The sequence below is a fragment of the Pantoea sp. BS_8 genome (assembly GCF_041954965.1).
GTDB lineage: Bacteria > Pseudomonadota > Gammaproteobacteria > Enterobacterales > Enterobacteriaceae > Pantoea > Pantoea stewartii.
Window position 1 is genome coordinate 55,431 of sequence record NZ_JAVAXU010000012.1, and the last position, 24,087, is coordinate 79,517.

Genomic DNA, 24,087 nt, shown 5'->3' on the forward strand with positions numbered 1-24,087 from the left:
GTAATGCGCAGGGGAGAGGTTATGCCAGAGTTGCCAGAGGTAGAAACCAGCCGACGCGGCATTGAGCCACATCTGGTTGGTCAAACAATTCTTCACGCCGTCGTTCGCAACGCACGCTTGCGTTGGCCGGTATCCAATGAAATCCTCGCATTAAGCGATCAGCCAGTACTGAGTGTTCAGCGGCGCGCTAAATACCTTTTGCTTGAGCTGCCACACGGCTGGATCATTATCCATCTTGGTATGTCTGGCAGTCTGCGCGTTCTGCCCGAAGAATTGCCTGCCGCCAAACACGATCATGTTGACCTGGTGATGAGCAACGGGAAGGTCCTGCGCTACACCGATCCCCGACGTTTTGGTGCCTGGTTGTGGAGCAGCGATCTGGACGGAAGCAGCGTACTTGCCCATTTAGGTCCAGAACCACTGAGTGAAATATTCAGTGGCGACTATTTGTTTGAAAAATCCCGCGGTAAGCGAACGGTGATCAAGCAGTGGTTGATGGACAATAAAGTCGTGGTGGGCGTGGGCAATATTTATGCGAGCGAGTCACTGTTTACAGCAGGGATCCTGCCTGATCGAGCAGCGATGAGCTTGTCTCACGATGAAGCGGCGTTTTTGGCTAACACTATTAAAGCGGTACTGCTCCGCTCTATCGAGCAGGGTGGAACGACATTGCGTGACTTTTTACAAAGCGATGGCAAGCCAGGCTATTTTGCTCAGGAGTTACAGGTTTACGGCCGGGCTGGCGAACCCTGCAGGGCATGCGGCACGCCGATTGTGAGTGGGAAGCACGGGCAGCGCAGCACCTACTGGTGCCCCAACTGCCAGCATTAAGGCAGCTTTGCGAGTAAGGCCTGATGGACAGGTGCGGACAGGAAGGCAGAGACATCGCCACCATGCCGCGCCACTTCTTTGACCAGTGACGATGAGATAAAAGAAAAGCCTTCTGAAGGCATTAAAAATACGCTTTCCAGCGTTGGCAACAGGTGTCGGTTCATACGCGCGAGCTGCATTTCATATTCAAAATCGGACACGGCACGTAATCCACGAACCAGCACATTTGCCTGCTGCGCCCGGGCGAAGTTTGCCATCAGATCGCTAAAACCGACCACGTCGACATTGGGCAGATGTGCAGTGGCCTGTTGCGCCAGCGCCACTCTTTCGTCCAGCGTAAACAGCGGTTTTTTACTCGGGCTGGCGGCAATCGCCACAACAAGCCGATCAAACATCTGTGCTGCACGAGTGACGATATCAATATGGCCCAGGGTAATGGGATCGAAGGTGCCAGGATAAATCGCTTTTGTCGTCATGTGCGCCCTTCCGCCGAAGTCTTATTTAGCGCCCAAAGCGCTGCATATTTATTGAATGTGTACTGGGCATTAACGACTGCCAGTAGCCAGCCCTGTTTGCCATCAAGGAATCCGGCACGCAGCAGCAGCGTTTTTACAAAGGCACCCGCTGTATGACTGAAGACAGAAAACAGGCTGCACGTTTTTCCATGCTGGAATCTTTCCTGCGCCCAGGCTTCAGCATAAGCCAGTTGTTTTCGCTGGAAAACCATCAGGTCACGGCAGGTCAGATGCTGTAAATCCCCTTTCAGTACCTTAACGGGCGCACCTTCGGTCTTGAGTGACTCATGGACCTGATTATCGTTATAACCCAGTGTACGAGGATACAGACGCATCACTCTGTCAGGATACCAGCCGCTGTGACGCATAAAACGGCCCAGGAACAGGTTGCTACGACTGAGGCTGTAAACGGTTGGCCCCGGCGGCGCTTCCAGAACCTGTTCAATCGCCTGACGCAATTCTGGCGTCACGCGCTCGTCGGCATCGATCATCAAAATCATATCGCCACTGGCAAAACTTTGCGCCCTCTGGCGTTGTTTTCCATAACCCTGCCATTCCGTTGCCTGAAAAACCTGTGCGCCGGCCTGTTGAGCCAGCGAGAAGGTGTCATCGGTACTTCCGGAATCCAGCACGATAATTTCATCGGCCCAGCTGACTGACGCAAGACAGTCAGGCAGCAAGGCGGCTTCATTTTTGGCAATCATCACCACTGAAAGGCGTTGGCGCGTAGCGGTCATCAATGAGCCCGTGGCGGTAAATGAGGTTCAAGTAACTGTAGCAGGCGCTGCAGCGCACCCTGATTTTGGTGCAGCACCTCGACGGCGTGGCGACCGTAATAACGACGATAGTCGTCATCCTGTAGCAAATTCGTCACTTCTTTTTCCAGCGACGCCGCGTCAGTCACAGTGATCAATCCCTGTGCCTCCTGCAGTTTGCTGCAAATATCTTTGAAGTTCCAGGTATGCGGGCCCATCAGTACCGGGATAGCATGGGCTGCCGGTTCCAGCGGATTATGACCGCCACGCTCAACCAGGCTGCCTCCTACGAAAGCCAGGTCGGCTATACCGTAGAGCAGCATCAGTTCGCCCATTGAGTCACCAATGACAACCTGTGTTGAACTGGAGGGGATCTCTCCGCTACTGCGTAAGGTAAAGCTGAAGTGACGTTTTTGAGTAAGTTCGCGCGCATCGTTGAAGCGCTCAGGATGGCGTGGTACCAAAATCAGAAGCAGATCGGGAAAGGTCTCCAGTAAACGGCGATGCGTATCCAACAGAATCGCTTCTTCACCTTCATGTGTACTGGTCGCGATCCAGACCGGACGGCGCGGAGCCCATTGGCGACGCAGCGTGACGGCGCGTGCCGCCAGCTCGGGAGTAACTGAAATATCGAATTTCAGGCTGCCGGTGATCGACAGGTGAGAGCGTTTCAGCCCAAGCTGGATAAAACGCTCACCATCCTCGGCATTTTGCGCAGCGATCAGCGTGATGCTCTGCAGGAGATTGCGCATAAACTTGCCCAGCTTGCGATAGCCTTTGGCTGAGCGTTCTGACAGGCGAGCATTGGCGATCACCAGCGGAATATGGCGCTGATGCAGAATACGGATGATATTAGGCCACAGCTCCGTTTCCATAATGATGACCAAACGTGGATTCACCGTATCAAGAAAACGATTAATGGCGCCGGGTAAGTCGTAAGGCAAATAGACATGGTGTACATCTTTGCCAAAAGCGGACTGCGCGCGCTCCGAACCGGTTGGCGTCATGGTGGTCACGGTAATGGGCAGGGTAGGATAGCGATGACGCAGCGCGCGTACCAACGGCACCGCCGCCAGCGTTTCCCCCACAGAAACCGAATGCAGGACAATGCCGTCCGGCTTCACTTTTCCGGCGCAGTAGCCATAACGCTCTGCCCAGCGTTTGCGATAGGCCGGGGCTTTACGACCGCGCAGCCACAGGCGCAGCCAGATGAGTGGCTGAATGAAATAGAGCAATGCGGTGTAAATGGTCGTCATAGTTACCGTTATGACACGTTGGCGTCAAAAAAGCAGTTTAAAGTCAGATTACTGCATATTATCAGAAACAGCATGATCACTCATCTCACATCATGATTGGGTACGCAGCACCTGCTCATAGAGGGAGGTAAGGGAATGCGCCAGGTGCTGTGGGCTGTATGGCTCAACCCTGCGCCGCGCCGCTTCTCCCATTCGCGCGTCGACGGTCAGACTCGACAGGGCGTTTATCGCCTGGTTCAGGCCTTTAATATCCAGCGCATCGCGAACAAATCCTTCCTGGCCTTCGCGAATAAACTCAGCGCCGCCACAGCCGGTGCTGGTAATGACCGGTAAACCACAGGCCATCGCCTCCAGTACGACGTTGGGGAAGGGATCATATAAGGTCGGCAGCAGCAAACCATCGGCAGCATGATAGAAAGGCTGTACGTCCTGCTGCACGCCGACAAAACGCAAGCGGTCAAGGCAGTTCAGTTGATTAGCCAACTGCTGATAACGTTTTACCTGTTTGTCCTGGCCTACCACAATCAGATAACGATGACTGTTGGCCAGCGCTTCAATGGCCGCTTTCAGGCCTTTGCGTTCAAAACCCGATCCCACGTAAATCAGCACTGTCGCGTTGGTGGGCAGATTCAGTTGGGTCCGCATGGCATGGCGCGTGGCCTCGGTCGCAGGCTGAAAGCGCGTGGCATCAATCGCATTGTAGATAACGTGTATTTTGTCTGCCTGCAGCGTAAAACAGCGCAAAATGTCTTGTTTTACCATCTCAGAATTGCAGATCACCGCTTTCAGTGAGGGAGACTGGAACATGTCCGCTTCCGCCCGCAAAACGTAACGATGGTAAGGACTCAGGCTGGCACTCAGGCGCTGTAGTGGTGATACAATGCGGGCACGTTGCTCAAGCCAGACACGGTGAACGCCATCGCCGGCCCGAAAAATATCACAGCCTGCGATGCGCTCATGGCTTTGTACGATATCAAACTTCTCCCGCTCCCAGCAGGCCCGCGCAGCCTGTGCAAATCCTCGCTCGCGTGAAACCCGCCCCAGTTTGCCTGGATTACAGATGTGCAGATGCCAGTCTGGGTTGGGTTTGCCCTGCCAGCTGCGGGTAATGATATTGAGATCCAGTTGCTCACTTCCCAGCGCTTCCAGCGCGCGTGAGATAAACCGTTCTGCGCCGCCATCAGGACGATATTTTTGCCGGACAATGGCCAGACGTAACTTACGCATTCAGATAGCTCCTTGCGGCATTCACGACATCCTCAACCGGGATGGCCGATAAATAACGCTGATCGGTCCGGGTATCAATAGAATCCGGATGGGGCAGAGATCCATAGTCGCCCGCCCAGATCACCCGATTGTTATCTCCCCACGGACGCCAGTGCTGCAGCTTGGTCGGTCCGAAAAGGGCGATGCAGGGTGTATCCAGCGCCGCCGCCATATGCATGGGCGCGGAGTCGACACCGATAAAGAGTTGCGCGCCCGCGATAAGCGCCGCCAACTGAGGTAAAGAGAGTTGACCCGCAAACGAGATAACGTGAGGGGAATGGCATTGTGCCAGAATACGTTCGACCATCTCCCGTTCATTTGCATCGGGGCCTGCCGTCAGTATCACTTTGCGATCGGCTTGGGCTAACTGATCGATGGTGGCCGCGACCTTGTCCTCTTCCCAACATTTAAACTGCCAGCGTGAAGTGGGCTGTAAAACAATATAGCCCCCGGCAACCTGCTGCTGACGGAGCTTGTCCTGCACTTTTTGCGCATCGTCGGGGCTGAAATGCATTGAGGCACCGATGCCTTCCGCTGGAATAGTCAATGGAGAAAGTGCGGACAGATTTTGTTCCACTGTGTGTAATTGCTCATGATTTTCAGTGGTAACCAAATGCGTGTGGCACCAGCGCCAGATGGCCTTGTCACGTTTTGTGAAGGCAAAGCCAATACGTACTGGTGCACCAGATAAACCGGTGATAATGGCGCTGCGCCACTGATCGGCAAGGTTAATGACCAGGTCATACTGACAGTTGCGGACGGCAGCGACCAGCGCCATTTCATGGCGGAATTTTTGCCAGCCACCTTCCTTTTTCCAGCCGCGGTCAATGACATGCAGATGGCGGATGGCAGGATGTGCTTCCAGCATAGGACGGGTTTCTTTATAGAGCAGAACATCAATCACGGCCTGTGGGTAATGCCGATGCAAAGCATTGATGACAGGCGTGGTCAGCAGCATGTCGCCATGATGACGCAGTTTGATTATCAGTATTTTTTTCGGTGCAAACTGGACTGGAATCGGGCTTGTCATACTCAAATGCTCTCAAAATTCAGTGAGCTGATTGTAGGGCAAACCCTTTAGGGGTTAAAGCAAGTGACGGCGCTTATTTCCTGCGCCAGTAATAAATCCGTCCCAGCCACAGCAGCAGGTGATACCACTGCTTAATACCACGTGCATTGCGCAACATACGTTTGTGCGTCCCGGTCGCGAACACATCTGCAATCATCGCCTGACGCGCAGCCTCATCGGGCTCACGTCGAATACTGTGACAAACGCTCAGGGCTTCGTGCGTTACCTGATAATGGAACGTCGGGTATATTTTAACTTTATCGCGGTAGCGCGCATTAATCTCTTCCAGCATTCTGGCAATTTTCAGGTAATGGCGCTGATATTCGACATTGGCCTGTCCGGTGCGCTTGCGGTTACTGATTGAAGCGTCATGCGTATGATAACGGTACAGTTGTCTGTCGGTGTAGCGCACGCGCTGCACATTGAGCATAAGTTCTGTCGTCCACGGAATGTCCTGATGGTGTAGTCCGGGTTCGAACGCCAGTTTTGTTTTTTCAATCAGTTCACGGCGATAAATGCCCAGCCAGACAACATGCTTATAGCGATGTGTTTTCAGCGCCTTGTTAAGCCACTCTGGGCCGCTGAGAACTGTCGTGCCAGAAAGGCGCTCCAGCGGTATTAGCGGTTGAATCGCATTGTCGGCCGGAAAAAACCATTCAGCGTTACATTGCGCTACATCCAGATTATCCGCTTCTGCCATATCTGTCAGCGTCTGGTACATGTCGGGCTTCATGGTGTCATCAGCATCAGGAAAGGTCACGTACTTGCCGCGAGCCACTGCCAGGCCAGCATTGCGCGCACGGGATACGCCACCGTTTGGTTGGTGAATGACCCGAATGTGAGGATAGCGTTGCGCGTAGTTGTCAGCCTGTTTACCGGAGTCATCGGTGGAACCATCATCAACGATGATGATTTCAAGTGATGTGAGCGTCTGCGCCAGTAAAGACTGGATAAAGCTTTCAAAACCGGCACCAGCATTAAACATCGGCGTGATAATGGACAATAAAGGCGAATTCTGTATCACGGCATTATGCATTTTAGTGAAATCTAGGCGGAACTTTGCCCGCATTATTACGAAAGCATTCAGAACTTTTTGTGCATTTAGGGTCAAATAAACGAGTAGCAGAAATTATTTTTTATGCAACTTTTGCGTGCGGGTGATCAAAAGCCCGGCTATGACTGTTTTAACCTGGGCACAGTATGAAAAATATTCTCGTCATCAGGCGCGATAACATCGGGGATATGGTGTGTACCACCCCGCTGCTGGAAGGTATTAAAAAGGTTTTTCCCGAGGCAAAACTGACATTATTGGTTAACAAAGTCGCGCAGGATGTGGTGCTGAATAATCCCCACATTGATTCGCTACATGTCTATAAAAAAGCCAAACACCGTAGTAAAAACGAGAGCGCAATGGGTGTCTACTGGCATCGTTTGAAAATTTTCTGGATGTTGCGTCAGACTCGTTTTGATGCGGTAGTGCTGGCCAATCCGGTGCCCTGCAGGTACAGCCTGCGTCTCGCACGTTTAGCGGGAGCAACAAATATCATTGGCGCGGGCCAGCCTAATCAAGGGTTTACCCGAAGTTTCAGTAGCGCAGATTTTTCTGGAAATCATCAGGTTGAACACACCTACTCTTACCTCTCATCGTTAACCGCTCATTTACCCGACGTTCCCCCCGTAAGAGTTTATCTGACAAAGTCAGAGCGGGAGGAGGCAGAATCGCGTGTACATGCGTTGTTTCCCGTTGAGGGCCAGACTTATGGCGTGCATATCAGCAGTCGCTGTGCAAAGCGCCGCTGGGCAATAGATAATTATGCTGCGTTTATCCATCACCTCTTAAAGGATGAAAAGGCTCGCGTATTACTGTTTTGGTCACCTCAGGGTGCGCTGGGGCCTGAGGATATGGGAGATAACGCGCGTGCTGAAAAGCTCCTACAGTTAGTTAATTCTTCACGAATAGCAGCCTATCCTACAGGGTCAGTGCGTGATCTGATGGCGGGTTTTCATTGCTGTGATCAGATTTTGTGTAGTGACGGCGGTCAAATGCATATCGCAGCGGGTTTGCACAAAAAACAGGTCGTGTTTTTTGGTGATACGGATGCCCTTGGCTGGCATCCGTGGTCAGGTGAATACAAAATTTTGCAGTCACCTTCTGGTGAAAGCAATGATTTCACCCCGGAATACGTTATCCACGCCTGGCGAGAACTCGAGGGGATCTCGCAAAAAGGAGAATACAGGCAGTCAACCTTCTGTGAGTCGCCTGTTTTTTTTCAGACGTCCTGAATAAGACATAGCCCCTCTCGAACATGCCGTTCCTGTCATCTGTTAAGGCGATGACAGAACGGCTAACGAGCAAAAAAATTAAGTAACGGCGAGCGCGAGGGTTCAGGTCTCCGCTAACTGCAGATATTGGTGACAAATCGTGGAAAGACTATAGATGCTTAAGTCCACCTGGTTCAAATCGGGCGGATTAGCGTAGATGTCACGCATTTTTTCAGCCAGCGAGGCGGCATTCATTTCAGAAAGACCGCGTGCTAAATCGCCGGTTAAAATACTTGCAGGTCCACCGGGGCATCGCGTGCTGACCACCGGCGTTCCACAGCTCATGGCTTCAATCAGCACATTGCCAAATCCTTCACTGTCCGAACTCAAAATCAGCATTCGCGCATGCTGTAGCCAGGGATAAGGATTCGACTGAAAGCCTGCAAATTGTACGCGGTCTGAAATACCCAATTGTTGAGCCAGACGATATAACTTTTCTTTTGCCCCTTCGTTGCCTTGACCCAGTAGAACTAAAGGTGCGTGAATCCCACTTTGCGCATAAGCATCCAGCAAACGGTCGTGGCGTTTAGTTTCATGAAAGCGCCCGATATGTAGAAGAAATTCAGTGCCTGCGAGTGGGCACGGTTCTGATGCGCGTTGTCTGATTTCATCAAAATCAAAAGGATTGAAAATCACACCGGTCCGGGAAGGTTTCACGCCAACGCGTGTAATTAGATCATCAAGCGCATACTGAGAAACGGCTATCACCTGGCGATTACGATAGACGTGACGGATTTTCTGACGTTTAAGCCACAACGAAAAGCCGGATTTGCGCGCCAGATAAGAGGCTGAAAAGACGCCGTGGATGCAGTACCAGGTCTTAAGGGCGTTAAGTGCACGCGAAGCGCTTACAATGCGGTCAGTTTTATGAAGATGTGAGAGCACTAAATCAAATTTGCCCTCCCGGGCCTCGCTGAGTCGGACGGCATTGTCCAGCAGAGTGGCACGGCGAGCTGTTTCTGTGAGCTTCCGCCAGGGGCGACGACATGTGTCGCGAATGACCTGATAATCAAGCCCTGCCGGAAGGGCATAATCGCAAACGTCCCGCAGTGAAAAAAGCGATACGCGATGTCCTTCATTGATCATACCCTGAGCCAGCGTCAGCACCACTTTTTCAGCGCCGCCGCCGGGTAACCCATCAATTATCATCAAAATACGCTTGGACAACTTACCACCTCATCAACGCCGACAATTTATGCATGATCTCAACGCTGACATTTCCCGTCATAAAAGGGATACCAAAAAACGGACCGGACTGTTCTGAGGTATCTCACTGAATATCAAGAAAACATCGCCATACTTCTACCGTATTTTTACGATGAAGACATCCTGATTAAACGCATTATTCTAGGATATCACTTAGCGGATGACCACGGATAAAGATCGTGCTGTGGACAATTATAGTTTTGCTTGCGTCGGTTGCCCTGCGTAACATAGCAGGATGATCTCTACCGCTTGTTGGATAAGTTATGGACAAACCCGCGTTTTTAATCACCCTGGATACTGAAGGCGATAATATCTGGCGCAATCGCAGTGGCAATGTCACTACGCACAATGTTCGGTTTTTGCCACGTTTTCAGTCTCTGTGCGAAAAATACGCGTTCAAACCTACCTGGCTTACCAACTATGAAATGGTTAGCGATCCGGCTTATGTTGAATTCGGGCGTGACCTTCTTTCACGGGGTCAGGGTGAAATCGGTATGCATCTGCACGCCTGGTATAGTCCTCCTAATTATGCGCTGACTGAAGATGACTGGCGTTATAAACCTTACCTGATTGAATATCCTGAAAACATCCTGCGGGATAAAGTCGCCCGTATGACGGATTTGCTTGAGACCGCCTTTGAGACAAAAATGCGCAGTCATCGGGCCGGTCGCTGGGCCTTTAATGAAATATACGCACGCGCACTAATTGAGCATGGTTATCTGGTGGACTGCTCCGTCACACCACGTGTTGACTGGCGCAATTCGTTGGGGGCACCTCAGGGAACGGGCGGTACCGATTACAGTGGTTTCCCTGACCAGGCTTATTATGTCGATATCAACGACATTTCGAAACCTGGCGACTCGACCTTATTAGAATTACCGATGAGCATTCAGTACCGGCATGGCGCATTGAAAAATACGCTAAAAAAAGCCTGGGATAATGTTCGGGGTAAATCAAGAGGAGCAAGGGTAAACTGGTTGAGGCCCGTGGGTGGAAATCTGGCACAAATGAAACAGGTGGTTGAACAAACCCTGGCGCAGGGTAATGATTATGTTGAGTTCATGCTGCATTCGTCTGAATTTATGCCAGACGGGAGCCCGACCTTCAAAAACCACGCTGATATAGACCGTCTGTATGATGATTTGGAACAGCTGTTTAGCTGGCTTCAGGTACGCACTCAGGGCATGACGCTGACTGAATACGCCCTAAAGAAAAAACATTCCCCGGTGTCATGACCGGGGGAACGTTAAAGGCCCGCTATTGGCTTTTGTAGCGAAGCCATGAAAAAAACGTGTCGACTTCCGGGTAGCGCATTTGCATGTGTTTTTTTGTTTTGCAACTGCCCTTGCAAATACGTGCCGCAGACTTGATTGCGTGTTTAGTCTGATTGTCATAATGATAAAAGCCATAAACTTTTTTCGACATGCTTTTGACTTCATTAAAGCAATTAACGATCATGCCCGCCGCAAGATCGCGCAGTTCATTATTTGACTGCGCCATCGTGCACATTTTGTTCATCGCGAACAGCATATCCTGAATATCACTCTTGCGTACATTCCGCGTAATACTGTGGTTGTTATCACGGTAGTAATAGAGGGTGTTCTCAAGATGAGCGATTTTTTGTGTTTTCAGGTATTGAAAGGGAGTGAACATCACGTCCTCGTAACGTCTCCCTACTTCAAAGCGCTCACCTTCCAGCAAAGTGCGTCTGTAAATGCGATTCCACAGGTGCCACATGGATCGGGTAAAGAGTGAATTCAGGCAATTCAACCCCTGACCTGAAAAATCGTACGCGATGCGTTGGGGCAGTTCGTCATCTGTGGCTTCCGGAATACTGTGCTCAAATCGGGCATAATTAAAATCAATCAGGTCATCCACATCGGCTAACAATAGCGGCCGGATAATTGAGAGATAGTTCCTGCTGAGCAAATCATCAGCATCCAGAAAGGTAATGAATTTTCCTTTGGCTTCCTGAAGGCCTGCATTGCGGGCCGCAGAAACGCCCTGATTAGTTTGCTGGATAAATTCAACTGAACAGGGTGGATTTGTGCTCAGCAATTCTTTAACACGCAGCGCAGAGTCATCTGTCGAACCATCATCGATAATGATGACCTGGATATCCTCACCTGCCTGAATGAACAGCGACGTCAGGCAAGAATGAATATATTGTTGACTATTATATAGAGGGATGATGATGCTTAATAGCCAGTCCCGGTGTTGACTCATTCCGTTTCCTGTAATCCATCGGATGTTTTTATGAGTAAGATACTCATGATGACAGCCAGGCAATAGATCAATGTGCCTTCAGTACTGAAAAAGATGACGTCGCTCAGACCATAGGTTATGAGCGAAATGGTCACGGCCAACAACGCTGGATTACGATAAGGCAGCAGAGCATTATATAATAAACAGAAATACAGGCCAATCAGCGCCAGCACGCCCAGAATGCCTTTAATCGAAAAGGTTTCCATTACTTCGTTATGCATGTGAACCGTGAGATAAGTAAGCGCGCCATAAAGTGCGGGTTCTTTTGCCACAATGGCTTTTGCTTCCTCCGCTCTTTGCTCAGCGGACTCTCCCCAAATGGCTTCTGAGCCTGTCCGAAATGCCACAGTTTGCATACTTAAGCGCGAAATAATCGAGTTTTCACCTTTTTGCTCATGCTTATGCGCAATATCTTCATTAAATTGTTGAATGCGCAAAGCAATAACGTTATGGAAGATGGCTGCACTTAGCGCAATCATCACAGGGACCAGCGTGAACAGAATGATTTTATGTCGGCGGCTGATGATGTGAGTACTCATCAGCACAATGATCAAGGTCAGGACTGGATAAGCAAGCATCGCGGCCCGCGTTCCGGTCAGCACGATCGAAGCATAGCTAAAGGTAAAGGCAGCAAGGAAAAGCAGGACTCTGTGTCTTGATTTTAAGAGTAAGACCGCTTTAATGAAAACCAGGTTAACCGCCGTAATAATATAGGCGGCAACCGTCGCCCTGTCGAAATTCAGCTCTACACGATGAATATGCATGTCAATGCCCTGGTAAATCGCATAGCCGTTCACAACCAGCCCACAAAGAATGGCAGCAATGATTGTATTTTTTTGCAGGGCTGCTTTTTCATTGAGCGTCACAAGTAAAATAAATGCGGCAGCAATCTGTAGTCGCCCTGTCGACTGGTACTGTCTATAAAGACTAATAAAATCACCGGGCTGTTTATACATTACTGTCCAGATTATGCTGATAATCCCAACAGCAAAAAATGCCCCAGGTAATATTAGGTTACGTTTGTTAACGAGATAAGTTTTTAGATTGAAAACGACCAATAAAAAAGAGAGATAACTCGTCAGATAAAACGCATTTCTGCCAAGAGAACCACCGAACGGCGAAGTAATAAAGGAAAAGATACACCCTATAAAAATAAGTATTTTTATAGTGCGAGATAAGGCCTCTTTTTTAATAATTAAATGGTCAGTTTTCATTTTTTTCTTATAACGTCCATTAAAGCATCGTTAAATTCTGTCTTAAACAGCGCATAATCAAAATGTTCTGCTGTCCAGTTTTTTGCTGTGTCACTGTATTGCTGATAGGTTTCATGCTGAGATAAAACGTCAACGGCATCGGCGCAATCAATATGAGAAACCAGTTTGGCGTCTTGCATTACATCCCGCACAGGATCGTAAATCTTATAAGGGAAATCCACATGAATTCCTGTTAATTTTTCATGTTCATCAATCGTTACTGAAGGAATCAACCCCAGGCCACATTGTTGATGCCTGACCACTTCAGGTTGTCCATCGATCATCGGGAATATCACGGGGACGCCGAAATAGAGTGCTTCCATACAGGAAAGACCAAAGGGTTCAGTGACAGGTGTGCTGAGATAAATATCAATACGATTGAAAAATGCACCAATGTCATGCTGAAAACCGCTGAAAGTAACGAATTCGCTGATATCTAAACGTTTAGCGAGTGCAACAAAAGCATCATGATCGGGCCCTTTTCCCGCAATTTCCAGTACGACATTCCGGCCGCGCTGGCGTAATTCCTTTAAAGCTAACAGCGCGACGCTAATACCCTTCAGGCTAACCTGACGAGCAGCAGTGCCGAGACGGATCGGGTTATTTAGCGTCCGGATGCCAGAATGGATTCCCTGAGGCACCATGATGCGGTTAATCACTACGTGATGTGGACAGGGCAGATTAAAACGAAGCTGCATCACGCGATTAGAGGCATAAGAAGCAGAAATGACACCATCCAGCATGGCCATAAAGCCCAGCGTTTTTTTATTTTTGGGATATCGCCATGAGCAGCCATGATCGTAATAAACCAGACTTGCCCGCTCAGGTTTTGCGCTTAATCCCGGAATCAAATCCCAGACGACGATTACATCGGCATCGCTCGACTCTACGCGCTTTTGTAGCAAATATTTCCGAAGAAATTGTGGGACTTTTATTTTCAGGTTATTTAACCATCGATTGGCGAAGATGATTTTTTGTTGAGGGATGTGACGGCGAATGTCATCATCGATCTCGTTACTGATGCAAATAACATCGTCACGCCCGTCAGAAAAATCGTTGATGTACTGTAGGAAAAGACGCTCAACGCCACCCATTTTGCCGAGATTAATGATATGAAGTTTCTTCATGCGGTAATCTCAAAAACCATATCTGCCACGTCCTTAGCGCTAATATCTGCCAATTTGCTGCCCTCTGCAGGACGCAAAACATGCTGATTTTGTCCGTAACCACCAATCAAGCCGGGATCGGTCGGACCGTATAACGTTATATTGGGTCTGTCCAGTGCTGCTGCCATATGGCTCAAACCTGTGTCTACTGAGACAACAGCTTTCGCACCTGCCAGCTGCTGAGCAACCGCTTCAAGAGTGAGCCTGGGCAATACCTCTACATGCTCAAAACCCTCAGCCAGCCGGATCGCACGCTGATGCTCATGCTCAGCGCCCCAGGGCAGTTTTACGCGCAAACCTGTCGGCTGGAGCCGTTCAATTAACTCGCGCCAGTGGGATTCCGGCCAGTGCTTGTTATCACGGGTCGTGGCATGCAGGAAGACCAGATAAGCGTTTTCACCCTGTAATGCCACATTGCGGAAATGGCCAGCAATAGCATAGTCTCCCTGCGTTTGCGGCTTCTCATAACCCAGGCTTTTCGCGAACAGTTCCCGGGTCCTCTCTACTGCGTGTTGCTGCTTACTGACCTCGTGCTTTTTGTCGTACCACCAACTGGCAAAGGGTTCACGCGCACTGCGGCTGTCCAGACCGTGCTTGACACCTTTAGCCAGACGCGTCACGAGTGCGGCACTCTTAATCAGCCCCTGAGCATCAATCACCACATCATAGTGGCGAGACTGTAAATCGCGTTTAAATCGAACACGTTCTTCACGCTGCTCGCTGCCGAACCAGTGCTTACGCCAGCGACGGATTGCAACGGGCAGAACCTTATCAACGGCGGGATGCCATGCAGGAATCTGGGCAAAATTTTCTTCTACCACCCAATCAAAACGAATACCGGGAAGGGCATGCATAGCATCAGTCAGGGCAGGTAACGTATGGAGCACATCCCCCATTGACGAGGTTTTAACAATCAGGACGTGCATGAACTCTCCTGGGCTTCACGCAACAAACTGCGTAATGTTTCATGGACTTGTGAAGGCTGGATGTCAATCAGGCTTTGATGGTAGCCCTGCTCAGCATCCCCTTTACGGACGCGATGGTAACCGCTGATTAAACGGATGATACGCGCCTGATCCGACAGCGGCGGGGTGAAGTCCGGGCTACTGGGACCATATAAAGCCACCAGTGGGCGGTTCAACGCGGCGGCAATGTGCATAAGACCAGAGTCATTGCTCACTACCGCCCGGCACTGGGCCAGCAGAGTGACAGCCTGTTCCAGCTGGGTTTGACCTGCCAGATTGCGGCAATGCTCACGACTTTTCTCGGGCAGCGACGCGATGATTTCTTCGCCAGTAGGGCCATCTTTTACTGAACCGAACAGCAGGATCTGAAACCCTTCGCGAATTAACTGTTCTGCCAGTGCGGCGTAGTGAAAATGCGGCCAGCGTTTTGCCGGACCAAATTCGGCGCCGGGGCAAAAGCCAATAGCCGGGCGCTCAGAGGAAAGTTGAAACTGCGCAGCCATTACGCTTTTTTCCGCTTCGCTGACCTGTAACTGCGGTTTCAGCAAGGGTTGTGGCAGTTGACGGGCTGAACGGAAAGGCGTGTCATAGGCCAGCGCAACATAACGCTCTACCATTAAAGGAAACGCGGCCTTATCCAGTACCCGCACATCATTCAACAGACCATAGCGCATTTCTCCGCGCCAGCCGACGCGGCGAGGAATACCCGCAAAAAAGGGCACCAATGCCGATTTGAATGAGTTGGGCAACACGTAAGCGCGATCATAACCCTGATCGCGCAGTGATTTACCCAAACGGCGGCGCTCGCCTATCGCCAGCGCACCATGGCCGAGTGGCATGGCCAGCGCCTGATTCACTTCAGGCATTCGGGAAAGTAAAGGACGGCACCATTCAGGTGCCATCACATCAATCACCGCATCAGGATGTTCGGCCTTGAGCGTACGATAGAGACTTTGCGACATCATCATATCGCCGACCCACGACGGGCCGATCACCAGAATTTTCATTACCGGTATCCGTTCCTTAGACGTTGCGGTTTAACCAGGCCATATATTCAGACACGCCCTGTGCCACGGTTTTAAAAGGCTTGTCGTAGCCTGCCTCACGCAGTTTCGTCAGATCAGCCTGGGTATAAGCCTGATAACGGCCTTTCAGTTTTTCCGGGAAAGGAATGTATTCAATTTCACCTTTCTGATGGAAATTAAGCACGGCGTCCGCAACTTCCTGGAACGATTCGGCGCGGCCTGTGCCGCAGTTATAAATCCCGGAAATGCCGTTCTCCCAGCACCACAGATTGACTGACACAACATCATCAACATGAATAAAATCGCGTTTAAAGCTGTCGCTGCCCTCGAACAGTTTTGGATTTTCGTCATTACTGATCTGCGTATTCAGATGGAAGGCAACGCTCGCCATACTGCCTTTGTGGCCTTCGCGCGGTCCGTAAACGTTGAAGTAACGGAAACCACAGACTGGCGACGTTGCTTCTGGCAGAATCTGGCGTACATAGTGGTCAAACAGCATCTTTGAGTAGCCGTAAACGTTTAGCGGCTGCTCGTACTGACGCTCTTCGATGAAATTCTCATTGCGTCCACCATAGGTGGCTGCCGAAGAGGCATACAGAAAGGGGATTTCACGCTCAAGGCAAAAGTGCAGCAGGTCTTTTGAGTACTGATAGTTATTATCCATCATGTACTTACCATCCCACTCCGTTGTGGCTGAGCAGGCACCTTCATGGAACACCGCTTCAATCGGACCCAGATCTTCACCCGACATGATGTAGGTTAAGAACTCTTCTTTATCCATGTAATCTGTGATGTCCAGATCGGCAAGATTCACGAACTTGGTGCCATCTTTCAGATTATCTACGACCAGAATATCTGTATGGCCACGATCGTTCAGCGTCTTAACGATATTGCTGCCGATCATACCTGCGCCACCGGTTACGATAATCATATTGCTACCTTTAACGTTTTGTGGTGAAACGGGACGTCTCACGCGTAATGTCACCATCATAACATTTCATCCCGCCACAGACAGCCAGATGACTCCGTAAGGTCAGGACCCAAAATGCCTGTGACGTGAACTGTGCTACATAATTCACATTATTTTGGTCGATTAGGCGTTAAAAGGCGATATGTTCAGTCGTATTTGCCCCTTCCTACCTTTTCAGGAGTGTAATAATGTCAGCGCATTTTTATCAGCATATTCGTCAGCAACTGGCTATCGCCCAGCAAGAAGGGCTGTTCAAAAAAGAACGTATTATCACTTCCGCGCAGCAGGCTGAAATCGACGTTGGGCATCATCACGCTGTCATTAATTTCTGTGCAAATAATTACCTTGGGCTGGCTAACCATCCTGCTTTGATTCAGGCCGCGAAAGAGGGAATGGATTCGCACGGTTTTGGGATGGCATCGGTGCGCTTTATCTGTGGCACGCAGGATAAGCACAAACAACTGGAAAGAAAACTGGCTGATTTTCTGGGTATGGAAGACGCCATACTTTACTCCTCCTGCTTCGATGCGAATGGCGGATTATTTGAAACACTGCTGGGGGCTGAGGATGCCATCATTTCTGACGCACTTAATCACGCGTCGATTATTGATGGTGTGCGTCTGTGTAAAGCACAACGCTACCGTTACGCCAATAATGACATGAACGAGTTACGTGCCCGCCTGCAGGAAGCCAAAGATAACGGCGCAAAGACCATCATGATTGCAACCGATGGCGTCTTCTCTATGGATGGCGTAATTGCCAATCTGAAAGGCATTTGCGATTTGGCAGACGAATACTCTGCCCTGGTCATGGTCGATGATTCCCATGCGGTGGGTTTTGTGGGAAAGGCAGGGCGGGGAACGCATGAGTATTGTGATGTCATGGGGCGGGTAGACATCATCACCGGCACCCTGGGTAAGGCGCTGGGGGGTGCTTCCGGTGGCTATACGGCAGCCAAAACCGAGGTTATAGAATGGCTACGTCAGCGTTCAAGACCTTATCTGTTCTCTAATTCACTGGCACCCGCAATCGTGGCTGCCTCATTGCGCGTTCTGGATCTGTTAAGCGAAGGCGACGGACTGCGTCAGCGCCTCTGGGAAAACGCACGCCTGTTCCGCGAAAAAATGACGGCAGCGGGCTTTACGCTGGCGGGGGCCGATCACGCCATCATTCCGGTCATGCTGGGCGAAGCCAGCGTAGCGCAGGCGTTTTCACATCTGCTTCAGCAGGAGGGGATTTATGTGACCGGATTTTTCTATCCGGTAGTGCCAAAAGGTCAGGCACGTATTCGCACACAAATTTCAGCCGCGCACAGCCAGCAGCAGCTCGATACCGCTGTGGCCGCTTTCACGCGGATTGGTAAGCAACTTGGCGTGATCGCCTGAGGACAGACCATGAAAGCACTTGCGAAACTGAAAAAAGAGCAGGGTATCTGGATGGTTAACGATGCGCCCATGCCGGAGCCTGGCCACAACGATTTGCTGATCAAAATCCGCAAAACCGCGATCTGCGGCACCGATGTACATATTTACAACTGGGACGACTGGTCCCGTAAAACGATCCCCGTGCCCATGATTGTTGGCCATGAATATGTAGGCGAAGTGGTGGCTGTGGGGCAGGAAGTGAAAGGGTTTCAGATTGGCGATCGCGTTTCGGGTGAAGGTCACATTACCTGCGGGCACTGCCGTAACTGCCGGGCAGGGCGGACACATTTATGCCGCAATACGCAAGGTGTAGGTGTCAACCGGCAGGGATGCTTTGCTGAATATCTGGTGATCCCTGCCTTTAATGCCTTCAAAATTCCTGACAATATTTCAGACGAACTGGCGTCGATTTTTGACCCGTTTGGCAACGCAGTTCATACCGCTTTGTCCTTCGATCTGGTGGGAGAAGACGTTCTGATTTCTGGGGCAGGGCCGATTGGAATCATGGCGGCGGCGGTATGTCGTCATGTGGGTGCACGAAATGTCGTCATCACAGACATTAATGATTATCGCCTTGAACTGGCCCGTAAAATGGGCGTGATCTGTGCGGTCAATGTGGCGAAACAGGACTTGCGTGAGGTCATGCATACGCTCGATATGCGAGAGGGCTTTGACGTGGGCTTAGAAATGTCGGGCGCACCGCCTGCTTTTCGGACCCTGCTTGACGTCATGAATCACGGCGGTCGTATTGCCTTACTGGGCATTCCGCCCGGTGAAATGGCCATCGACTGGAATCAGGTGATTTTTAAAGGGCTGTTTATTAAGGGCATTTACGGGCGGGAGATGTTTGAAACCTGGTACAAGATGGCCGCACTGATACAGTCAGGTCTGGATCTCACCCCGATCATTACACATCGCTACGATATAGATGACTTTCAGCGAGGTTTTGATGATATGCGGTCGGGGCAATCAGGAAAGGTGATTCTGAGCTGGACGTAATGTTGCCCTTTGTTTTTTTAACGTTGACGCTCAGCATCGGGTTTAAGGCCGATGCTGAGTGTGTCAAAAAAGTGCATTAATACGGCGATACAGCGGGCTCTCAGCGATGCTCTCACCAATCACGCCCAGTGCACGCGTAGCAGGCACAGGTGACAGTGGTTGCTTCACTTTACATTCGCCTGGCGCCTGGAAGCCTTGCGCAGGTTTATTGCGCGGCAGGGTTTTTGCCGGCGAAGCACTGCCGTTACGCAGCGGCTCATTTAATAACTGACCCGGTGTCACCAGCGTAATATCCGCAGGCAAAGTGGGCAGCATTTGTTGCAACACGCGCACAGTGTTCGGGTGCGGGTGACCAATCGCAATCGCATAGCCATCCCGCTCGGCCAGTTTCACTGCCCGACTAAATTGCTGACGGATGGCGTTGATGTCCTGGCTGTCGTCCAGAAAGACCCTGCGCTTTAGCACTCTGACATGCGTGCCCTGGGCGGCGGGTACAGACTGGCTGTTGCCAATCGTCATGCTGTCAAGGAAGTACAGATTGTACTGGTTAAGAGCCTGCATGACTTTTTGCATACCCGGCAGACTGGACGTCATTTTGCTGCCCATATGGTTATTCAACCCCACCGCATAAGGCACGTTATTTACTGCACTCCGGATGATGCGATCAATCTCGGCGCTGCTCATCTCGGGCGTTAACGTGTTTTTTTCAAGGGGTTGCTTACTGAGAGGGGCCATGGGCAGATGGATCAGGACTTCGTGTCCGCCCTGATGCGCTTTGATTGCCATTTGACGTGCATAGGGCGCATCGGGGAGGACGGCAACCGATATCGCCTGCGGCATCTGCAACACTTTATTCTCTTCTGTAGGCCGGTAGCCGACATCATCAATAACAATGGCGAGTTTACCGGCCTGGGCTGCGAAACTGAGCAGCAATCCACTCAGCAGCGCAACCAGGGTCTTTCGCTGACGTAACACTTATTTTCCTAACCACGGAAGTGGATTAACCGCTTTACCCTGACGCCGGATTTCAAAGTAGAGCGAAGGTGTACCACGGCCACCGCTGGTGCCGACCAGGGCAATAGGCTGACCTGCTTTTACCTGAGCGCCGACGCTGACCAGTGCGCTTTGGTTGTAACCATAGAGGCTCATATCCCCTTTGCCATGTTCAATCACGACGACGAGGCCATAACCCTGTAACCAGTCAGCCATCAACACGCGACCATCGGCAATGGCTTTAACTTCTGTGCCCTCAGGCGCGTTAATGACCAGCCCTTTCCAGCGTAATTCGCCCTGAAGCTCCTCACCGAAGCGATGCTCAATCCGTCCTCTTACTGGCCAGATGTCCTGACCATTTGGCCGCCCAAGCCCGCCTGTGCGCGCCATCAGTTCGCGTTCACTCTGGGTTGGCTGATAGCTGGAGCCTTTCGCTTTTGCCTGCACCTGACGCTGGCGGACTTTTTCAGCCTCACGCGCTTCCCGTGCGGCGCGTTCACGCGCTTCTCGCTCGGCACGGGCAATTTTGTCTTGCAGGCGGCTTTCGTTCTGCCGCATCTCGACCAAATCAGCCTGATCTTTCTGCAGCGCACTTTCCAGAGAGGTTAGCGTTTTTTTGCGGGCGGCACTGGCTTGCTGAAGTTTGTCTTGCTGTGCTTGCTGCTGAGTTAACAACGATTTTTGCTGCTGCTGTTTTTGTTCCAGCGATGCGCGCTGTTGAGCCAGTTCCTTGCGGGTAGTTTGCAGGGCGGTGATATTTTCCTGACGTGCCGTGTTCAGGTAACCAAAGTAGGCCAGGATGCGCTCGCTGCGCTGACTTTCTTCACCACCTAACAGCAGTTGCAGGCCCTTGTGCTGGCCCTGACGAAAAGCGGCATCCAGTTGCTCTGCCAGCAGTTTTTCCTGCTGAGCCTGTTGTTTCTCAAGGTGGGCAACGGAGGCGGTGACCTGCGCGATGTCATTGTTTAAGGCGGACAGACTATTGCGCGTTTCACGCAACTGCCGGCTGGCCTGCGCAATGATTTTTTCCTGACTTTGCAGCTGATTAAGCAACTGGCTGCGCTGGGCTTTTTGCGCCTTAACGCTTTTTTCTTTTTCAGCAATTTCCTGCTGAATGGATTTCAGTTGCGCTTTGTTATCATCAGCGGCCAGCCCGGGTAAGGGCAATGACAACAGGCCCGCATAAAGCAGGCTAAAAGACAGAACGGACAAGCGTGTAAACAGCGGCACGGTAACGCCGTTGTGACGGGTCCATGTTGGCAGAGCAGTTGTCTTTCCCTTCATAGGTCGATGATTATTCCACGATGAACAGTTGCTTACCAGCATTGCCGACCGGCTTTTGCTTCCCTAAATGTGACCATTTTCAACAGTACAAGGCATAAGCGTCACGACATTTTTGCCATTCGGTGAATTTTTTTGGAAAATGACGCACAAATTATCACTCTGCCCGCTTAGCGTCTGTACATGCGAAGTGGCGCAGGTATACTCAGAAGCCTTGTTTTAGCTTATTAGCCCGGTCTGGAGTCGTTACCCCTCATGCAAGAAATTATGCAGTTTGCAAGCAATCACCCCATCCTGAGTCTGGCATGGGTCGTTTTACTTATACTGGTGATTGTGACCACCGTTAAAGGGATGTTCTCTAAAGTAAAAACGATCAGTCGAGGCGAAGCAACCCGACTTATTAACAAAGAGGATGCGGTGGTGGTAGACGTGCGTTCGCGCGACGATTACCGCAAGGGGCATATTTCGGGCGCGGTCAACGTCGCTGCAGCTGATATCAAGAAAGGCAGTTTTGGCGAGCTGGAAAAGCATAAAACACAGCCCATAATTGTGGTATGCGCTACCGGGCAGAGCGCGGCCGATCCTGCTGCACATCTGAGCGCGGCAGGTTTCAATCAGGTGAGCGTGCTCAAAGACGGTATTAGCGGTTGGAGCGGCGAAAATCTGCCGTTAGTTCGCGGTAAATAACCATCCTGAGGTCCCTATGGCAAACGTTGAGATTTATACCAAACCAACCTGTCCGTATTGTCATCGCGCAAAAGCGCTGCTGAATGAGAAAGGCGCGGCGTTCCAGGAGATCCCCATTGATGAGGACATGGCAAAACGTGAAGAGATGATTAAGCGCAGCGGCCGCACGACAGTGCCTCAGATCTTTATTGATGGGCAGCATATTGGTGGCTGCGACGATTTGATGGCACTTAACGATCGTCAGGGTTTAGATCCGTTACTTCAGGCGTAGTTTTACGCCAGACATTTTAACTTACAGGACTTAGTCACATGTCAGAACATAACACTAACGAAATGCAATTCCAGATTCAGCGCGTTTACACGAAGGATATTTCTTTTGAAGCGCCCAATGCGCCGCAGGTGTTTCAGAAAGAGTGGGAGCCAGACGTTAAGCTGGATCTGGATACTGCCTCTTCGCAGCTGGCTGATGAAGTGTATGAAGTGGTGCTGCGTGTGACCGTTACGGCAACCGTTGGCGAAGATACCGCTTTCCTGTGTGAAGTTCAGCAGGCAGGTATTTTCACCATCGGTGGCATTGAAGGTACCCAGATGGCGCATTGCCTTGGCGCTTACTGCCCAAATATCCTGTTCCCTTATGCCCGCGAATGCATCACCAGCCTGGTTTCACGTGGTACCTTCCCGCAGCTTAACCTTGCGCCAGTGAACTTTGATGCGCTGTTTATGAATTATCTGCAGCAGCAGCAAGGCGAAGAAGCGCAACATCAGGATGCCTGATGACCACTCACGCTTCGATTAGCGTCATCGGTGCCGGTTCATACGGCACCGCTTTGGCGATTACGCTGGCCCGCAATGGCCACCCGGTGCTGCTGTGGGGGCACAATCCTGCCCATATGGCACAACTTCAGTCCGACCGCTGCAACCGTGCGTTCCTGCCAGATGTAACGTTTCCCGATAATCTGACTGTTGAACCTGATCTGAATACCGTTATAGCCGCCAGCCGCGATTTGTTGGTTGTTGTACCGAGTCATGTTTTCGGCGATGTGCTGACGCAGATAAAGCCCGGTTTACGTGATGACTCACGCATCGTCTGGGCAACGAAAGGACTGGAGAAGGAAACGGGTCGTCTGCTGCAGGATGTTGCCCGCGACATTTTGGGCGAAACGATTCCACTGGCCGTCATCTCCGGCCCCACTTTTGCAAAAGAACTGGCAGCGGGTTTACCGACAGCGATTGCGCTGGCGGCTACTGACGCGCAGTTCGCAGACGATTTACAACAGCGACTGCACTGCGGCAAAAGCTTTCGCGTCTATAACAATCCCGATTTTATCGGGGTTCAACTGGGCGGCGCGGTGAAAAACGTCATTGCTATCGGTGCTGGCATGTCTGATGGTATCGGCTTTGGTGCGAATGCACGCACGGCGTTAATTACGCGCGGGCTGGCCGAGATGAGTCGTCTGGGTGCGGCATTAGGCGCAGATGCCACAACATTTATGGGCATGGCCGGTTTGGGCGATCTGGTGCTGACCTGTACTGATAACCAATCGCGCAATCGTCGTTTTGGCATGATGCTCGGGCAGGGTGAAGATGTCGATAGCGCACAACGCATTATCGGACAAGTTGTAGAAGGCTACAGAAATACCAAAGAAGTCAAAGCGCTGGCGGCACGCACAGGGGTTGAAATGCCTATCACCGAACAGATTTATCAGGTGCTCTATTGCGGAAAACCGGCACGAGATGCAGCATTAAGCCTGCTGGGGCGTTCACGGAAGGACGAAAACAGCACAAACTAAAGCAGGAAGCCAAGCGTCATCACCTGTAGCGCCGGTCAAGGCGCTTTTT

Annotated in this window: 24 protein-coding genes; 9 read left to right on the forward strand and 15 right to left on the reverse strand. The window is 51.0% G+C overall.

All coding sequences use genetic code 11. From position 1 onward, the window contains the following. Positions 1–21: 21 nt before the first annotated feature. Positions 22–831: a bifunctional DNA-formamidopyrimidine glycosylase/DNA-(apurinic or apyrimidinic site) lyase gene (mutM, locus tag RAC65_RS18705; RefSeq protein WP_033738058.1), complete on the forward strand. Its 810-nt coding sequence runs from the start codon at positions 22–24 to the stop codon at positions 829–831. Here mutM and coaD read toward each other — a convergent pair. The 6 genes from coaD to RAC65_RS18735 form a co-directional block, all read right to left on the reverse strand. Then, on the reverse strand, positions 828–1,307 hold the full coding sequence (coaD, locus tag RAC65_RS18710) for a pantetheine-phosphate adenylyltransferase (protein ID WP_006121252.1): 480 nt from the start codon (positions 1,305–1,307) through the stop codon (positions 828–830). The two genes, mutM and coaD, sit on opposite strands and share 4 nt — an antisense overlap. Continuing rightward, complete coding sequence (locus RAC65_RS18715) at positions 1,304–2,083, reverse strand: glycosyltransferase family 2 protein (protein ID WP_324029425.1); 780 nt, start codon at positions 2,081–2,083, stop codon at positions 1,304–1,306. Before RAC65_RS18715 ends, coaD begins: the two co-directional genes overlap by 4 nt. After that, a complete protein-coding gene (gene waaA, locus RAC65_RS18720; protein ID WP_039342468.1) occupies positions 2,083–3,357 on the reverse strand; it encodes a lipid IV(A) 3-deoxy-D-manno-octulosonic acid transferase in 1,275 nt (424 codons plus the stop codon). Before waaA ends, RAC65_RS18715 begins: the two co-directional genes overlap by 1 nt. Before the next feature lie 90 nt (positions 3,358–3,447). Continuing rightward, positions 3,448–4,584 carry a glycosyltransferase family 4 protein gene (locus RAC65_RS18725; protein ID WP_058701566.1) on the reverse strand — a complete coding sequence of 379 codons (1,137 nt, stop codon included), beginning with the start codon at positions 4,582–4,584 and terminating at the stop codon, positions 3,448–3,450. Then, a complete protein-coding gene (gene rfaQ, locus RAC65_RS18730; protein ID WP_033738063.1) occupies positions 4,577–5,653 on the reverse strand; it encodes a putative lipopolysaccharide heptosyltransferase III in 1,077 nt (358 codons plus the stop codon). The genes RAC65_RS18725 and rfaQ overlap by 8 nt, the downstream gene beginning before the upstream one ends. 73 nt (positions 5,654–5,726) lie before the next feature. Next, positions 5,727–6,728, reverse strand: coding sequence for a glycosyltransferase (locus RAC65_RS18735; RefSeq protein ID WP_164482765.1), 1,002 nt, complete (start codon positions 6,726–6,728; stop codon positions 5,727–5,729). A 164-nt stretch (positions 6,729–6,892) separates the two neighbouring features. Here RAC65_RS18735 and RAC65_RS18740 point away from each other — a divergent pair, with 164 nt between their 5' ends. Beyond that, entirely contained in the window at positions 6,893–7,975 is a 1,083-nt protein-coding gene (locus tag RAC65_RS18740) for a glycosyltransferase family 9 protein (RefSeq protein WP_054632869.1), read from the forward strand. Positions 7,976–8,077: 102 nt separating this feature from the next. Here RAC65_RS18740 and RAC65_RS18745 read toward each other — a convergent pair whose 3' ends face one another. Beyond that, positions 8,078–9,163: a glycosyltransferase gene (locus tag RAC65_RS18745; protein WP_054686806.1), complete on the reverse strand. Its 1,086-nt coding sequence runs from the start codon at positions 9,161–9,163 to the stop codon at positions 8,078–8,080. A gap of 320 nt (positions 9,164–9,483) precedes the next feature. Between RAC65_RS18745 and RAC65_RS18750 the strand changes: the two genes are divergently transcribed. Continuing rightward, positions 9,484–10,455 carry a polysaccharide deacetylase family protein gene (locus RAC65_RS18750; protein ID WP_367143542.1) on the forward strand — a complete coding sequence of 324 codons (972 nt, stop codon included), beginning with the start codon at positions 9,484–9,486 and terminating at the stop codon, positions 10,453–10,455. Positions 10,456–10,477: 22 nt separating this feature from the next. On the opposite strand, the gene RAC65_RS18755 is transcribed toward RAC65_RS18750, so the two are convergent. The 6 genes from RAC65_RS18755 to rfaD are packed head-to-tail and all read right to left on the reverse strand — an operon-like array spanning position 10,478 to position 16,825. After that, positions 10,478–11,446 (reverse strand): glycosyltransferase family 2 protein, encoded by a 969-nt coding sequence (locus RAC65_RS18755; protein ID WP_375097033.1) that lies wholly within the window; start codon positions 11,444–11,446, stop codon positions 10,478–10,480. Further along, complete coding sequence (locus tag RAC65_RS18760; RefSeq protein WP_164482766.1) at positions 11,443–12,699, reverse strand: O-antigen ligase; 1,257 nt, start codon at positions 12,697–12,699, stop codon at positions 11,443–11,445. The genes RAC65_RS18755 and RAC65_RS18760 overlap by 4 nt, the downstream gene beginning before the upstream one ends. Next, a complete protein-coding gene (locus RAC65_RS18765; RefSeq protein WP_054632874.1) occupies positions 12,696–13,865 on the reverse strand; it encodes a glycosyltransferase in 1,170 nt (389 codons plus the stop codon). Before RAC65_RS18765 ends, RAC65_RS18760 begins: the two co-directional genes overlap by 4 nt. Further along, complete coding sequence (gene rfaC, locus RAC65_RS18770) at positions 13,862–14,830, reverse strand: lipopolysaccharide heptosyltransferase RfaC (protein WP_054632875.1); 969 nt, start codon at positions 14,828–14,830, stop codon at positions 13,862–13,864. The genes RAC65_RS18765 and rfaC overlap by 4 nt, the downstream gene beginning before the upstream one ends. Beyond that, entirely contained in the window at positions 14,818–15,876 is a 1,059-nt protein-coding gene (rfaF, locus tag RAC65_RS18775; protein ID WP_054632876.1) for an ADP-heptose--LPS heptosyltransferase RfaF, read from the reverse strand. The genes rfaC and rfaF overlap by 13 nt, the downstream gene beginning before the upstream one ends. 16 nt (positions 15,877–15,892) lie before the next feature. After that, a complete protein-coding gene (rfaD, locus tag RAC65_RS18780) occupies positions 15,893–16,825 on the reverse strand; it encodes an ADP-glyceromanno-heptose 6-epimerase (RefSeq protein ID WP_033738074.1) in 933 nt (310 codons plus the stop codon). 227 nt (positions 16,826–17,052) lie between these two features. Here rfaD and RAC65_RS18785 point away from each other — a divergent pair, with 227 nt between their 5' ends. After that, positions 17,053–18,249 carry a glycine C-acetyltransferase gene (locus RAC65_RS18785; RefSeq protein WP_375097034.1) on the forward strand — a complete coding sequence of 399 codons (1,197 nt, stop codon included), beginning with the start codon at positions 17,053–17,055 and terminating at the stop codon, positions 18,247–18,249. A gap of 9 nt (positions 18,250–18,258) precedes the next feature. After that, positions 18,259–19,287, forward strand: coding sequence for an L-threonine 3-dehydrogenase (gene tdh / locus RAC65_RS18790; RefSeq protein ID WP_039342501.1), 1,029 nt, complete (start codon positions 18,259–18,261; stop codon positions 19,285–19,287). 63 nt (positions 19,288–19,350) lie between these two features. On the opposite strand, the gene RAC65_RS18795 is transcribed toward tdh, so the two are convergent. Together RAC65_RS18795 and envC are read right to left on the reverse strand one after the other, a co-directional pair. Beyond that, on the reverse strand, positions 19,351–20,262 hold the full coding sequence (locus RAC65_RS18795) for a divergent polysaccharide deacetylase family protein (RefSeq protein WP_039342504.1): 912 nt from the start codon (positions 20,260–20,262) through the stop codon (positions 19,351–19,353). After that, positions 20,263–21,564 carry a murein hydrolase activator EnvC gene (gene envC, locus RAC65_RS18800; RefSeq protein ID WP_039342507.1) on the reverse strand — a complete coding sequence of 434 codons (1,302 nt, stop codon included), beginning with the start codon at positions 21,562–21,564 and terminating at the stop codon, positions 20,263–20,265. A gap of 252 nt (positions 21,565–21,816) precedes the next feature. On the opposite strand from envC, the gene RAC65_RS18805 reads away from it, so the two are divergent. The 4 genes from RAC65_RS18805 to gpsA are packed head-to-tail and all read left to right on the forward strand — an operon-like array spanning position 21,817 to position 24,038. Continuing rightward, on the forward strand, positions 21,817–22,248 hold the full coding sequence (locus tag RAC65_RS18805) for a rhodanese-like domain-containing protein (RefSeq protein ID WP_006121275.1): 432 nt from the start codon (positions 21,817–21,819) through the stop codon (positions 22,246–22,248). Between the two features lie 16 nt (positions 22,249–22,264). Continuing rightward, on the forward strand, positions 22,265–22,519 hold the full coding sequence (gene grxC, locus RAC65_RS18810) for a glutaredoxin 3 (protein WP_375097035.1): 255 nt from the start codon (positions 22,265–22,267) through the stop codon (positions 22,517–22,519). 38 nt (positions 22,520–22,557) lie between these two features. Continuing rightward, positions 22,558–23,022, forward strand: coding sequence for a protein-export chaperone SecB (secB, locus tag RAC65_RS18815; protein WP_006121277.1), 465 nt, complete (start codon positions 22,558–22,560; stop codon positions 23,020–23,022). Continuing rightward, a complete protein-coding gene (gpsA, locus tag RAC65_RS18820; RefSeq protein WP_006121279.1) occupies positions 23,022–24,038 on the forward strand; it encodes an NAD(P)H-dependent glycerol-3-phosphate dehydrogenase in 1,017 nt (338 codons plus the stop codon). Before secB ends, gpsA begins: the two co-directional genes overlap by 1 nt. Positions 24,039–24,087: the final 49 nt, after the last annotated feature.